General features: G+C 53.9%; 14 protein-coding genes. 5 read left to right on the top strand and 9 right to left on the bottom strand.

Features of this window, described 5'->3' with window-relative positions; all coding sequences use genetic code 11:
- Window positions 1-128: 128 nt before the first annotated feature.
- The 4 genes from KGP21_RS13560 (at window position 129) to KGP21_RS13575 (ending at window position 4,424) form a co-directional block, all read left to right on the top strand.
- Window positions 129-587 carry an NlpC/P60 family protein gene (locus KGP21_RS13560; RefSeq protein WP_021178133.1) on the top strand — a complete coding sequence of 153 codons (459 nt, stop codon included), beginning with the start codon at window positions 129-131 and terminating at the stop codon, window positions 585-587.
- Between the two features lie 57 nt (window positions 588-644).
- Window positions 645-1,658 (top strand): lipoate--protein ligase A, encoded by a 1,014-nt coding sequence (locus KGP21_RS13565; protein ID WP_223538441.1) that lies wholly within the window; start codon window positions 645-647, stop codon window positions 1,656-1,658.
- 301 nt (window positions 1,659-1,959) lie between these two features.
- Entirely contained in the window at window positions 1,960-2,697 is a 738-nt protein-coding gene (locus KGP21_RS13570) for an EAL domain-containing protein (RefSeq protein WP_021804581.1), read from the top strand.
- 284 nt (window positions 2,698-2,981) lie between these two features.
- Window positions 2,982-4,424 (top strand): protein adenylyltransferase SelO, encoded by a 1,443-nt coding sequence (locus KGP21_RS13575; protein ID WP_223538442.1) that lies wholly within the window; start codon window positions 2,982-2,984, stop codon window positions 4,422-4,424.
- Window positions 4,425-4,451: 27 nt separating this feature from the next.
- On the opposite strand, the gene KGP21_RS13580 is transcribed toward KGP21_RS13575, so the two are convergent.
- From KGP21_RS13580 to KGP21_RS13610, 7 genes are all read right to left on the bottom strand, one after another.
- Window positions 4,452-5,237, bottom strand: coding sequence for a heme ABC transporter ATP-binding protein (locus KGP21_RS13580; protein ID WP_021804579.1), 786 nt, complete (start codon window positions 5,235-5,237; stop codon window positions 4,452-4,454).
- On the bottom strand, window positions 5,230-6,234 hold the full coding sequence (locus tag KGP21_RS13585; protein WP_021804578.1) for an iron ABC transporter permease: 1,005 nt from the start codon (window positions 6,232-6,234) through the stop codon (window positions 5,230-5,232). Before KGP21_RS13585 ends, KGP21_RS13580 begins: the two co-directional genes overlap by 8 nt.
- Complete coding sequence (locus KGP21_RS13590) at window positions 6,234-7,064, bottom strand: hemin ABC transporter substrate-binding protein (RefSeq protein ID WP_209554407.1); 831 nt, start codon at window positions 7,062-7,064, stop codon at window positions 6,234-6,236. Before KGP21_RS13590 ends, KGP21_RS13585 begins: the two co-directional genes overlap by 1 nt.
- Window positions 7,061-8,095, bottom strand: coding sequence for a hemin-degrading factor (locus KGP21_RS13595; protein WP_179247400.1), 1,035 nt, complete (start codon window positions 8,093-8,095; stop codon window positions 7,061-7,063). The genes KGP21_RS13590 and KGP21_RS13595 overlap by 4 nt, the downstream gene beginning before the upstream one ends.
- 67 nt (window positions 8,096-8,162) lie before the next feature.
- Window positions 8,163-10,235, bottom strand: a complete 2,073-nt coding sequence (locus KGP21_RS13600) for a TonB-dependent hemoglobin/transferrin/lactoferrin family receptor (RefSeq protein WP_223538443.1) — start codon at window positions 10,233-10,235, stop codon at window positions 8,163-8,165.
- Between the two features lie 95 nt (window positions 10,236-10,330).
- Window positions 10,331-10,525, bottom strand: a complete 195-nt coding sequence (gene hemP, locus KGP21_RS13605) for a hemin uptake protein HemP (protein WP_021804574.1) — start codon at window positions 10,523-10,525, stop codon at window positions 10,331-10,333.
- Window positions 10,526-10,680: 155 nt separating this feature from the next.
- Complete coding sequence (locus tag KGP21_RS13610) at window positions 10,681-11,166, bottom strand: glutathione peroxidase (protein ID WP_021804573.1); 486 nt, start codon at window positions 11,164-11,166, stop codon at window positions 10,681-10,683.
- A 350-nt stretch (window positions 11,167-11,516) separates the two neighbouring features.
- Here KGP21_RS13610 and KGP21_RS13615 point away from each other — a divergent pair, with 350 nt between their 5' ends.
- Window positions 11,517-11,828: a hypothetical protein gene (locus KGP21_RS13615; protein WP_223538444.1), complete on the top strand. Its 312-nt coding sequence runs from the start codon at window positions 11,517-11,519 to the stop codon at window positions 11,826-11,828.
- An 82-nt stretch (window positions 11,829-11,910) separates the two neighbouring features.
- Here KGP21_RS13615 and KGP21_RS13620 read toward each other — a convergent pair whose 3' ends face one another.
- Window positions 11,911-12,957 carry a 3-deoxy-7-phosphoheptulonate synthase gene (locus KGP21_RS13620; protein ID WP_021178121.1) on the bottom strand — a complete coding sequence of 349 codons (1,047 nt, stop codon included), beginning with the start codon at window positions 12,955-12,957 and terminating at the stop codon, window positions 11,911-11,913.
- A 170-nt stretch (window positions 12,958-13,127) separates the two neighbouring features.
- Entirely contained in the window at window positions 13,128-13,949 is an 822-nt protein-coding gene (locus KGP21_RS13625; protein ID WP_021804571.1) for a pyruvate, water dikinase regulatory protein, read from the bottom strand.
- Window positions 13,950-14,153: the final 204 nt, after the last annotated feature.

Raw genomic sequence — 14,153 nt, forward strand, 5'->3', positions numbered from 1 at the left:
AAAACTTGCCTTTTTATTATCTTGAGCGATAAATTAATGCCAAACAGCATTCTCCTTACCTGGGGTGGCGTGGTGAAATATCGCAGGCGGTTGATCCGCTTCGGTGTTCAAGTGAAAGGTAAAATGCGATGCGTGTGTGGTTTCTATTAGCCAGTTTAATTCTCGCCGGTTGCAGTAGCCATGCGCCGCCGCCGAGTGGCCGTTTGTCCGATTCCATCGTGGTGGTAGCGCAATTGAACGAGCAACTGCGTCAATGGTATGGCACCCCGTATCGCTACGGTGGGCTAGATCGCGGCGGTGTTGACTGTTCCGGCTTTGTCTATCGCACCTTCAGCGATCGTTTTGATATGCAATTACCGCGATCCACGGCGCAGCAAACCGGGCTGGGGACCAAAGTCTCGCGCGACGAGCTGATGCCGGGCGATTTGGTGTTCTTTAAAACCGGCAGCGGAGAGAATGGCCTGCATGTGGGGATCTACGATACCAACGACGAGTTTATTCATGCTTCTACCAGCAAAGGCGTGACGCGTTCCTCACTCAACAACGTTTACTGGCGCAAGGTGTACTGGCAGGCGCGCCGGATTTAACGCCCCAAACCCGCTATCTGGTGTATTATGGCAGCACTGCATGATGAGGTGACTGCCATGAATTCCTTACGTTTATTGATTTCCGATTCCTACGATCCCTGGTTTAATCTGGCGGTAGAAGAGTGCATCTTCCGCGAAATGACCACGCAAAAAATCCTCTTCCTGTGGCGTAATGCCGAAACCGTGGTGATCGGCCAGTCGCAGAACCCGTGGAAAGAGTGCAATACCCGGCGGATGGAGCAGGATGGCATTCGTCTGGCACGGCGCAGCAGCGGCGGCGGGGCAGTGTTTCACGATTTGGGCAATACCTGCTTTACCTTTATGGCCGGTAAGCCCGGTTATGATAAAACCGTCTCTACCGGCATTATTCTGGCGGCGCTGAAACAGCTGGGTGTTGATGCTTCGGCTTCCGGACGTAACGATTTGGTGGTCGAAACGGCCGACGGAGTGCGCAAGATCTCCGGCTCAGCCTACCGCGAAACTCAGGATCGCGGTTTTCATCACGGTACGCTGCTGTTGAATGCCGATCTCAATCGCCTGGCAGACTATCTCAATCCCGATCCGAAAAAATTGCAGGCGAAAGGCATCACTTCCGTGCGTTCCAGGGTCGCCAACCTGGCCGAGTTTGTGCCAGAAATCGACCATCAGCAGGTTTGTGACGCCGTCATTCAGGCTTTCTTCACCCATTATGGTGAAACGGCACAGCCGGAAGTGATCTCCCCGGATGTCTTCCCAGACCTGCCTGATTTTGCCCAGCAATTTGCCAAGCAGAGCAGTTGGGAATGGAATTTTGGCAAAGCGCCAGCGTTTAGCCACTTGCTGAATGAGCGCTTTACCTGGGGTGGGGTGGATATCTTCTTTGACGTGGAGAAGGGCGCGATTGTACGCGCGCAGATCTTCACCGACAGCCTTAACCCTGCGCCATTACAGACTTTGGCCGAAAAGCTGGTGGGCTGTGCCTATCGCAGCGAGGCGTTGGCAGACTGTTGTGCACAGCTGGTAGCGCAATATCCGCAGCAGGAGAACGAGCTTAGTGAGTTGCGGCGTTGGCTGTTGGAAACCATCAAGTAGTGCTGTGTGGCAAATAAATTAGGAATTTTATTAATAAAATCAGGTGGTCGCCGCATCACCTGATCGTTGAACATCAAAAATGAATTCACACCTTGCATAAGGCTATTAATTTGTAACGATAGCTGCCGCAAAGTAAATTAACGCATCTGACTGCCTGCACAAAAAAACATCGCTAAAACTATCAATTACTTGGCAATGCCTGGCTAATCGCATTACTATTTCTGAACTATCTCCCAGGGATTGATCGGTATAACTTATTGTTATAGGATGTTTTGCACGCCATTAAGCCTCTGGCATTAAAATGAATATTCAATCTGACGTTGATTTTATTAGTCAGTATGTCTTCCTGCCGATTTACGCCATGACGGGAAGATTACTGGCGGTGGAACTTCTCACCCGTTTTACTGGCTCGGGCGATAACCTGGCGATGCCTACGGAGATCGGCCTGCGGTTATTAACCCCGGAACAAAGGATTGAGTTATTCAACGACCAGTTAATGCTGGCCGAAAAGCAGGCCTCGTGGTTTGTTGCCAACAAGGTGCTGTTGACCATTAATATCGAAGAAACGGTTGTCGATTGGCTGCTTGGCAGCGAAGAGCGTCGTCAACGCGTTCAGCAGTTGCCGTTTATTGCCTTTGAAATCAACGAGAGTTTCCCCAACCTTTCCGCGGGGAAAGACAACGGGAAAATCCGCTTGTTAAGTGCTTACTTTTCGCTGTGGCTCGATGGCTTCGGTTCGGGCAAAGCGACGTTGACCGCGTTGTACGATGGTTTATTTGATGTTGTGAAGATCGACAAACGTTTTTATTGGCAATTGGTTACCCAACAGGGATATGACCTGGTTATCGATTCACTGCTTAAGAATATCAATCAACTTTGTAAGGGAGTTATTGTTTGCGGCATTGAGAAACATGAGTATTTCAATAAACTGACCAACACCGGTGTTTTAGGGCTACAGGGATTTTTATGGCCTGCCATCAGTGTGGATAATCTGCGGTCTCTACGCAGGATTGCTGAAGAGTTCGATAATAATAACTGATTTTTGCTTACACACCGGGGTAAATAGTGGACTGGATGATTTTTACCGTGATCCCAGTACTGATAATTATTGTCGCTTTATCATTGATAAAGCACTTTAGCCATGCGCGTAGTAGGTCATTAAAAGACTCACGTCGCCGGCGCTAAATAACCAAGCTAACAGGGCTCACCACCGCTTTTTAGTCTACCACGCCCCTGCTGCTTTCCGGCCAGGGGCGATTCCCTTGTAAATCCTCCGTGTTAATCCGCTCCTCCAGGCTCTACACTAAGCGTTACGGAGGGCCTATGCCGCAATTTGAAAACGCTTATTACCAACAGCTGCCTGGTTTTTATACCGCACTGCAGCCGACGCCGCTCAAAGCGGCCCGTTTGCTGTATTACAGCCAGCCGCTGGCTGAGGAACTGGGGTTGGACGCTAGCTGGTTTACTCCAGAGAAAACGCCAATCTGGGCAGGTGAAACCCTGTTACCCGGCATGCAGCCTTTGGCGCAGGTTTACAGCGGCCATCAGTTTGGTTCCTGGGCGGGGCAGTTGGGAGATGGCCGGGGGATCCTGCTGGGTGAACAGCGGCTCGCGGACGGCCGCAGTATGGACTGGCATCTGAAAGGCGCTGGGTTAACGCCGTATTCCCGCATGGGCGATGGGCGGGCGGTGCTGCGCTCGGTGATCCGTGAATTCCTGGCCTCCGAGGCGCTATACCATTTGGGGATCCCGACGACGCGGGCCCTGACAATTGTCACCAGCGAGCATCCGGTGTTCCGTGAACAACCGGAGCGCGGGGCAATGCTGCTGCGAGTGGCGGAAAGCCATGTCCGCTTTGGTCATTTCGAACATTTCTATTACCGCAAACAGTCGGAACAGGTCAGGCAACTGGCGGACTTCGTTATTGCGCGCCATTGGTCGCAATGGGTTGATGAACAAGATCGCTATCTGCTGTGGTTTACCGATGTGGTGGAACGTACCGCACGTATGATTGCTCACTGGCAGTGCGTGGGGTTTGCCCACGGGGTGATGAATACCGACAATATGTCGATCCTCTGCCTGACGATGGATTATGGGCCTTATGGGTTCCTTGATGACTACCAGCCAGACTATATCTGCAATCACTCCGATCATCAGGGCCGTTATGCGTTCGATAACCAGCCAGCCGTGGGGCTATGGAATCTGCATCGATTGGCGCAAACGCTGTCCGGTTTGCTGAGTGCCGAGCAGTTACAGCAGGCGCTAGCCGCCTATGAACCGGCGCTGATGCAGGCTTATGGCGAGCAAATGCGTGCCAAACTAGGCTTCTTCACCCAGTCAAAACAGGATAACGATCTGCTGACCGGCTTATTGAGTCTGATGGCACAAGAAGGGCGTGACTACACTCGCACCTTCCGTCTGTTGAGCGATGTTGAGCAGCAACAGTCGCAAACGCCAATGCGCGATGAATTTATCGATCGAGAGGCGTTTGACGGCTGGTATCAACAATATCGCCAGCGCTTACAGCTTGAACAGGTGAGTGATGCCGTGCGCCAGCAAGCGATGAAGCTGGCGAATCCTAAACTGATTTTGCGTAATTATCTGGCGCAGCAGGCCATCGAAGCGGCAGAGCAGGACGATGTCACTAAGCTGGCACGTTTGCACCAGGCGTTGCTGCAACCTTTTGCCGATGATGCCCAGTATGACGATCTGGCGGCCTTGCCACCGGATTGGGGCAAGCATCTGGAAATTTCCTGTTCGAGCTAAATGCAGCAAGCCCTCCATGGCTTACCGTTACTGACGTAAAAACACCTGCGGCAGTGCGGTCTCTGGGTGGGCGGCGACACCGAGATCTGCCTGATACCAACGCGTCAGGATATCCGTCTGTAATACCTGCTGCGGGGTACCGGAAGCGACCAGGCGGCCCTGATGCAACAGCAGAATGCGATCGGCGTACAGCGCGGCCAGATTAAGATCGTGCAATACGCAACAGACCGCCAACGGCTGCTGACGCGTCAGGGAGCGGAGCAGGCGTAAGGTATGTTGTTGATGATACAGATCGAGCGCCGAGGTGGGTTCGTCAAGGAATAACCAGGATGGTGCGGGTTGTGGCTGCCACAACTGCACCAATACTCTGGCCAGTTGCACCCGCTGCTGTTCCCCGCCGGAAAGCTGGCGGTAATCACGGTGGGCCAGGCTGGTGCAATCGGTCTGCTCCATCACCTGTTGGATCGCCCGTTTGGCATCGCGCCCGCTATGCGGGGAGCGTCCCATGGCCACCACTTCTTCTACGGTAAACGGAAAGGCCAGCTCGCTGTGTTGACGCATTACCGCCCGGACCTTGGCCAACTGCTGCGGTTGCCACTGCTCAAGCGGTTTACCTTGCAGGCGGCACTCGCCACAGTCTGCGGCCAGATAACCGGTAAGTAAGCGAAGCAGGGTCGACTTCCCCGCGCCGTTGGGGCCGATAATCGCCACCATCTCACCGCTGGCGATGCTGAGGGAAACATCGGTGATCAACCGGCGCTCCCCCAGGTTGTAACGCAATTGCCGTGCCGTCAGCGTTGATGAATCATCCACCCGTGCGCTCCCGCTGGCGCATCACCAGCCACAGAAAATAGGGACCACCGATCAGGCTGGTCATCAGGCCTACTGGCATTTCTGCCGGAGCGACCAGCGTACGTGCCAGCGTATCGCTCACCAGCAGCAGGCAGGCACCGCCGAGGGCAGAGGCTGGTAACAACCAACGGTGATCGCCCCCAAGCCGCATGCGCACCAGGTGGGGGACCACCAGGCCAATAAAGCCGATCACGCCACTCATCGCTACGGCGGCCCCAATCAGCAGGGCGCTGAGCAATAGCAACTGCAGCTTGGCGCGTTGCACATTGACCCCAAGGTAATGTGCCTCTTCATCGCCCAGCTGTAGCAGATTCAAACGACGAGCCTGTAACAGCGTCAGCAATGCGGCAGGCAGGATCAGCGAAGCGGATACCACCAGGGTGGGCCACTGTGACTGGCTAAGGCTGCCCATCATCCACAGCGAAAACTGACGTAATTGCTGGTCGCTACTGAGGTACGACAGCACGCCAATCGCTGCCATGCACAGCGCATTGATGGCGATACCGGCCAGCAACAGCCGCGACAGGCTGCCGTGTCCGCTGCGGCTGATGCCGTAAATCAGTATTGAAACCAGCAGGCTGCCAAGAAACGCCGCCAGCATATGGCTATACAGAGCGATGAGCGGGGGCAGAGCCAGCGGCATGACGATCACCAGGGCGACGAACAGTGCGCCGCCGCTGCTGATCCCCAACAGGCTGGGATCGGCCAAGGGGTTGCGGAACAATCCCTGCATCACCGCCCCGGAAACCGCCAACGCGCAGCCGATCACTACGGCCAATAGCACGCGTGGCAGGCGAATATTCAGCCAGATATGCCAGGAGGCATCGCTGAAAGGAGCTTGCCACAGGGTGCGAAATGACAGTGTCAACGCCCCAAGGTTAGCGGCCCCAAGCGCCAGGATCGTCAGCAGGATCAGCAGGCTGACGATCGCCAGGCGGGGTGAGGTTCGGCAACGCATTACTTTTGCTCCGCCGCTTTACGCAACAGGCCCAGCGCCTGCGGCGTTTCCAGACCAAAACCGAGCAGTGCCATATCATCAACGATCAGCACGCGGCGATTTTTCCCCGCCGGTGTCAGAGCCATGCCGGGCAACAGCCACAGGTTTTCCTGGCCACCGATGGAGCGAACGCCATCGGTAGTCACCAACAGCAAGTCTGGTTCGCTGGCAATCACGCCCTCTTGCGAGAGCGGGCGGTATCGGCTGAAACCTTGCATCGCGTTTTTCAACCCAGCGGCTCTGATAATGGCATCTGCCGCGGTTTGCTGGCCCGCGGCCATGGGGGTGATACCTCCGTGACTCATCACGAACAGCACTTTCACCGGTAGCGGCGTATTGGCTATCGCTGCCAACTGTTGCTGATAGCGTTCGGCCAACTGCTTGCCTTGGCTACTGCGATTGATGGCATCGGCTATCACGCTGATTTTTTCGGGCACCGCCTGCACGGTGGTATCCCCAGGGATACGCACCACCTTTACGCCACTGTCTTCCAATTGCTTGAGCACCAACGCTGGCTCTGCCAACTCGGTAGTCAGGATCAGGGTGGGTTTCAGCGCCAGAATACCTTCGGCATTCAGCTGGCGCATATAGCCTATGTCGGGCAATTTCTGCACCGCAGCAGGGTGCAAACTGGTACTGTCTCGTGCCACAACTTCATCGCCCGCGCCCAGCGCGAAGGCAATTTCGGTCACGTCACCGCCTATCGAAACAATCCTCTCGGCCGCCACGGCGGCTAATGGAAACGCCAGGGCGATGCACAGCGCCAGGCGACGGGGCAATGAAGCTATCATGCGGCGACTTCCTTCGGTTCAAGTGCAGCAACCTGCTCACGCCACTGGAGCTGCTCCGGTTGGCCTTCGGTACGCTGCCCGTAAAGTTGCGCGATCTGGGTGCCATCGGCAGCAAACAGCTCCAGGCTGGTGACCACGCCATCTTTGGTTGGTTTGCGGGTGATCCAGCTTTCGGCGATCGCCCCTTCAATCAGGTGCAGGGTAAAGTGGCGATTGAAGATGTTGACCCAGCCGTCCTGCGGCATCAGGCGCTCAATCTGGCCGGTAAAGATTTGCACACAGCCCCGGTTGCCGACGAAGATCATGATTTCGTTCTGCGCAGACTTGGCGGCTTCCAGGAGCGCCGTCAGCGCGCTGTTGTCCACACGATAGGCCAGATCGTTACCCACGGCGCGGAAGGCCTGTTGGCGGGTAAGATTATTGCGGCTCAGCAGTTGGAAGAACTGGTGGACGTCGGTCATGGCTCGCCAGTCGGCATCGATTTTGGCGGCATCTGGCGCGCTGTTGCTCTCTTTAATTTCGGCCGGTTGCAGCTCCAGTGTCGGGTTTTCCGCACTTTGATGGCGCTCGACCAGGGCGAACCAGGCGGCGAGATCGGTTTCGTCTGTGGTGTAGACCTTATGCAGCGCGTCGCCTTGATGATCAAAGAACTGAATGCTGTGGCGCACGCCACGCTTGTTGGTTTCACTCAGGGCAAAAACGCTGGCCCAGTGGTTGAGGAACAGGCGCAGATCCAGCTCGCGCGGATTGAGGATCAGCCCGGCATGGCCATTGAGGTGCTGATTCTGATAACGTCCAACCTGCTCGTGTACCGCATAGCTGTTACGCGTGATGGATTTGGTGACGCCAACCTGTTCCAGTTCGGTCAGCAGCGTACGGGCATCGGCCTGCAGGCGACGAGCATCGTGGCCGACGCGGGCGTGGGTCAGTTCGCCTTCGCTGATACCCAACAGCTCGGCCAGATCGCGGGCATATTTACCTGGGTGATCAATTTTCGCCTGCTCATAACGTTGGTATAGGGTCTCGCTCATTAATTTGATTCCTGTGTTAGTGGGTGAGGAGCGGGCAAAAACGGTCTGCCCGCTGTGGTTCAAAGGGTTACCACTGATAGCTGACCAGCAGTTTGGCGTTACGACCATCCTGCGGAATGCCCTGTGGTGAGTAATATTCTTTATCGAAGGCGTTCCCCAGTACCACGGTAGTGGTGACGCCCTGCAGGTCTTCGCGGCCTTTATAGCTTAGGTAGAAATCGTTCACGCCATAACCGGCTTGCTTGGTGTAGCCGGTAGCCACGTGGTGGGCACTCTGGGCAAAGGTTCCAACCCAGCCGGTGGATAAACCGGTCTCGGCAATAGGAATATCCAACACGCTGGTGACCGTATCCGGGTTGATACTGGAGAGCCAGTCACCCGTCGCTTCATCTTTACCACGTGTGCGGTTGTAGGCCAGATCCAAACCGAACCACCGGGTTTTATAGTTCAGCGAGGCATCCCATCCCCAAATCTTGGCGCGATCGATGTTGGTTGAGAAGGTGGTACAGCTGATGCAGTACATACCGCGTGGGCCACGGCCTAACTCCATGGTGACACCGGTAGTAATATAATCTCTGGCTTTGGTATCGAAGTAGCTGGCCTTGAATTGCAGGCTGTCATCGGCCATTAACAGATCGTCAAAGCGCAAGCCGAAGCCGTATTCCTGCGTGGCGTTGGTTTCCGGCTTCAGATTCGGGTTAGGCACCCAATAGTTGGTGATGGTGGTCGGGCCCATCGGGATCGAGAAGTGCTTGGAGTCGTTGTACATCTCGCCCATGGTTGGTGCGCGGAACGCCTGAGCATAGGAGGCGAACATCATCAGCCAATCGGTAGGGGTAACGCTCATCGCACCACGGGATGACCACTTGTTGGCATTGACGTCGTCATAACCGTCGCTAGAGCCTTTGTAGTTGTCATAACGCGTCCCGGCCAGGAAAGAGACGGGCAGGTCACGCAGAGTGATCTCATCCTGCAACCAGCCGGAAGCGAAGTTGATTTTGGCCTGCGGGAAGCTCTCTGTTGCCCCCCCCGGCGTCTGTTCCTGTCGGTAGGCTTCGCTACCATAGGTAAACAGGTGCGAAGCGAAGCTGTCAGCAAACAGGCGGGTACGGTTTTCCAGCTTGCCACCTTTGGTAGTTTGTTTGCGAGCTTCATCCGTGCTGCCGTCGGTATGCGCATTGATCTCTACTTCGGAGTAATAGAGCTTGGCATCGGCATCCAGCCAATCCTGGCCTGTGGGCTTGAGCTTATAGCCGAGCTGTGCGTCACGCTGAATTGTAGAACGGTCAGTTAACACATTGCTGCTGGAAACATCAGGCGTTTGCGGGTTCTTAGGTTCTTGCGCCCGGTTGTTGTAATAACGCAGATTACCGCTCAGGGACTGGTTGTCATCGATGGCCCAGGTGCCTTTGGCCAGAACGTTGCTGATGGTCTCGTCGTTCGGTGCATTAAAGCCATCGCCCTGGCGAATATCACCGATATCGCGGGTGCCGAAAGAGATCAGACCATCGAGATCGTCAGTTTTACCGTAAGCGCTGGCGCCCATGCCCAGGCTATGATCGCCGGTAGCCGCTGTGCCGAACACGCGGTAGCCGGTGTTATGGCCGGGCAACAGCAGATCGGCGGCATCCACCGTTTCATAGGAGATAACCCCACCTAATGCGCCACTGCCGTACAACAGTGCCGATGGGCCACGCACTACTTCAATCCGTTTTACCAAGCCAGGATCCAGGAAGGTGCCATTGATATGGCCGGTATCGGTTCCCTGACGAATACCATCAACCAGGATCAATACGCCACGGCGATCGTAACCCCGCATCATAATGTCTTGCCCATTGCTCCGGCCAGTACCGGTTACGGTAACCCCAGGCACATGACGCAGCATATCGCCGGCGGTGGTGGCGGTTTGGCTCTGAGGGCTGTTGCCGTCGATCACCGTCACCATCATCGGCGCTTCAAAACTGCTGCGCTGATTACCGGTGGCGACCACGGTCATGGTCTCATCTTTGTTTTTTTCTTGTGCCTTGGTGGCAGCGGAAACACTGGTGTCGGTCTGGGCAAAAACCACCGTAGGCAAAGCGCAGGCAATGGCCAGGCTTAATGCGGATAAACGCAGCCGGGAGGCAAAAATGGCAGGCATGTGGCAACTCTCCGTATGTTTTAAACATATCAATAGATTTGCTGGCTGCCTGGATCGCAAGATCGGGGTGGCTGGCGTTAAAAGGAACTAAGACGTTATTTGGTTAAGATCAATTTTCCCGCTTTGGTTTGGCGAAGTTGATAGCGTTGCCCTTGATGGATGATCACCGCCAGCCCATCGGTGCCCAGCAGCTCGGCACTGTCGAAGCAGGGCGGTAAAGCGGCAGGAGCACTGCCGTCAGGAGTCACCAAAGCGTTGTTGGACTGTTGGCAATTATTGAGATTGTCCATAAATTCAACCGGTAAATGGTAATTAATATCAAATTGATAATCATTATCATGTGAACGAAAGGTTACATCAAGGGAAATTTTCTTACCGATGGAACCTTTTTGTCGTCATGCTTACCGGGGCTAGATTGATTGCGATCAATTTGCTGATAAAACGGCTATTTCAACAAAGTTTCGATACGGCTGAACAGGCGCTCAGGTTTGGTGATGGGGGCAAAGCGTGTGATGCGCTCGCCATCGGCGGTGAGCAGGAATTTGGTGAAGTTCCACTTGATACGTTGGCTGCCTAACAGACCGGGGGCGCGGCGCTTTAACTCGCTGAACAGGGGATGCGCCTGCGCGCCATTGACGTCGATCTTGCTGAACAGCGGAAAGCTGACGCCATAGTTGAGGGTGCAGAAGTTGGCAATCTCCAGCGGATTGCCCGGCTCTTGTCCGCCAAACTGATTGCAGGGGAAGCCCAGCACCATCAACCCGCGTGAGCGATAATACTGCCACAGCTTTTCCAAGCCCGCATACTGCGGGGTAAAGCCACACTTGCTGGCGGTATTGACCACCAGGTAGGCTCGCGCCGGGAAGTCGGCCAGCGTTTTATGTTCCCCTTGCAGGGTGATACAGGGAATGGACAGCAGTGAATGGTTCACGGAAGAGGGCTCCAGATCGGTTTAGTTCAGATGTTTGGCAAGTATAGCGGAATGACGTAAGAATACTTCGTAGAATATGGCATCAATAACCTGATTTAGGTGATGAAGATCCGGTAATGCAGTGTTTAAGATCCCCACTTACTCGTAGGAAAACAATGATTAAATTAAAGCCAGCATCATATGCAAATGCCATTTTATATTTAAAATGTTTAATTGAGTGAGTAATCATAGGTGTTCAGCTTTTATTTTACAGGCATTGACGCTTGGGTTTTTGAATGTGTAATATTATTTTTTTGTGGTATCTACGTAAATAGGGAAAGTATGAGCTAATTGTTACATAGGGAGATGATATGAATGTGTTAATTGTTATTTTTCTAATATTATCAGTGTGTTGCCACTTCTTTGTGGGGGTGGGAGTATTTCCAGACGTTAAGAGGAATACAATGGCACTTGCCTCTTTGATGCTTTTGTTTGCAGGGGTATCTAGTGGCTATAAGATTTTCACTGCAAATTTTTGCATTATTCTCATGCTATTGGCTTGTGTAATACGGTGGGTTAAAGGAAAGAAACGTCTAAAAGAAATAGATAACATAGGTATGTTGTACGTAACGCTTTCTTTCATCCCTTTTTTGGTTTTTATGATTGAGTGGATGAATTATTGAGTTTTCAATCCCATCACGAAAGTGATACTGCGTGAACGGATAAATGAGAGCCAGCAGGCCAAAAGCATGCTGGCTAAAATAATCAGAAACGGGTATCCACCGCATCGGCCAGCATAGCCAGCAACTGCTCGCTGTCCGACCAGCTCAGGCAAGGGTCGGTAATGGATTGGCCGTAGGTTAGCGATTGGCCAGCCACGATTTTTTGCGTGCCTTCCACCAGGAAGCTTTCAGCCATCACGCCAGCGACGGCCACTGAGCCTGCGCGGATCTGTTGGCAGACGTTTTCCGCCACTTCCAACTGGCGGCGATGCAATTTCTGGCAGTTGCCGTGGCTGAAGTCGATCACCAGCTGTTCAGGTAAATCGAACTCGCGCAGGCTATCACAGGCGGCTACCACATCGGTCGCGTGATAGTTTGGCGTCTTGCCGCCGCGCATGATGATATGGCCATAAGGATTACCGCTGGTCTGGTAAATGGTCATCTGGCCGGTTTTGTCTGGCGACAGGAACATATGACCGGCGCGCGCGGCACGGATGGCATCAATGGCGATGCGGGTATTGCCGTCGGTGCCATTTTTGAAACCGACCGGGCAAGAGAGCGCAGAGGCCATTTCACGGTGGATCTGGCTTTCGGTGGTGCGAGCGCCAATCGCGCCCCAGCTGATCAGGTCGGCAATATACTGGCCGATCACCATATCCAGAAACTCGGTCGCCGTTGGCAGGCCAAGCTGGTTTACTGACAATAGCAGCTTGCGCGCCATCTCAATACCACGGTTGACCTGATAGCTGCCGTCCAGATCGGGATCGGAAATCAAGCCTTTCCAGCCCACTACGGTGCGCGGTTTTTCAAAATAGGTGCGCATCACGATTTCCAGGCGATCCTGATAGCGCTCGCGCAGTACGTTAAGACGGGTGGCATAGTCCATTGCCGCATCCAGATCGTGAATGGAGCAGGGGCCAATCACCACCAACAGGCGCTTGTCTTCGCCAGTGAGGATTTTTTCAATACGTTTACGTGACGCTGTCACGTTATCGGCTACCGATGCTGAGATCGGCAACTTTTCTGCCAACGCCTGAGGCGTGACCAAGCTGTCGATGCGCGCGGTCCGCAGTTCATCTGTTTTGTGCATGATTGTCTCTAAAACTGTTCTTCGCGACGGCAGGAATACCGGGAAGTGATGGCGATCACAATAACGCAAAAACGGCTGATTTCAACCGTAGAGATTGTGATCGGCTGATTAAAACCGGTAAAAAAGCACAAAAGAGGGGGGATGGACGACTATCCGGCCAGCCCCTACTATCAGAACATTCGCCGGCTCATACCGAGGATATCGAGGATCTTGGTGGAGATTTCCTCCACCGAATAGTTGGTGGTATTGAGGTAGCGGATCTGGTTTTTGCGAAACAGTGCTTCCACTTCGGCAACTTCCATCCTGCATTGGCGCGGGGAAGAGTAGCGGCTGTTTTCGCGGCGTTCTTCGCGGATCGCCGTTAACCGCTCTGGGTTAATGGTCAACCCAAATAATTTATGTTGAAACGGCTTTAGCGCGGCAGGTAGCTGCAAATTGTCCATATCATCGGCCGTAAACGGATAGTTGGCCGCGCGGATACCAAATTGCATCGCCAGATACAGGCTGGTAGGGGTTTTACCGCAGCGGGATACGCCGAGCAGGATCACCTGCGCCTGATCGAGATTGCGCAGCGATATGCCGTCATCATGGGCCAGGGTGTATTCAATGGCCGCGATCCGGGCGTCATACTTGCCCAGATTGTTTTCCGTCAGCCCGTGGGTGCGATTAGGGACCGGCGTTGGATCCACCGCTAATTCTCCCTGTAGCGGGCCAACCAGGGCTTGCACGATATCCTGGCAGAATCCTTCACTTTGGGTGATCACCTGGCGAACCTCCGGCGAGATAATCGAATAGAACACCAGTGGGCGCACACCGGTTTGTTGGTAAATATCATTGATCTGCTGGCATACGCCCCGCGCACGTGCTTCGGTTTCCACAAAGGGCAGAGTGAAAGTGGTGGCCTTGACGGGAAACTGTGACAGCACCGCATGCCCCAATACTTCGGCGGTAATGGCCGTGCCATCCGAGATATAAAAAACGCTTCTTTCCACCCATAACTCCTTAATGCCTGAAACGACTGATAGCAACATCATGGTCTGCATACCCACATACGGTAAAGAGGAGGACAGAAATTTTGTGACGCTGGGGATCATTCGCGGCAATTGAATATATTTAATAAAACTATATTTCATTTTTAATAAAATGAATGGTGCTATTTTAACTACCTGCTCCGACGCAAATTGGTGCTATTTTCG

This window comes from Serratia sp. JSRIV004, from assembly GCF_019968705.1.
Taxonomy (GTDB): Bacteria; Pseudomonadota; Gammaproteobacteria; order Enterobacterales; family Enterobacteriaceae; genus Chania; species Chania fonticola_B.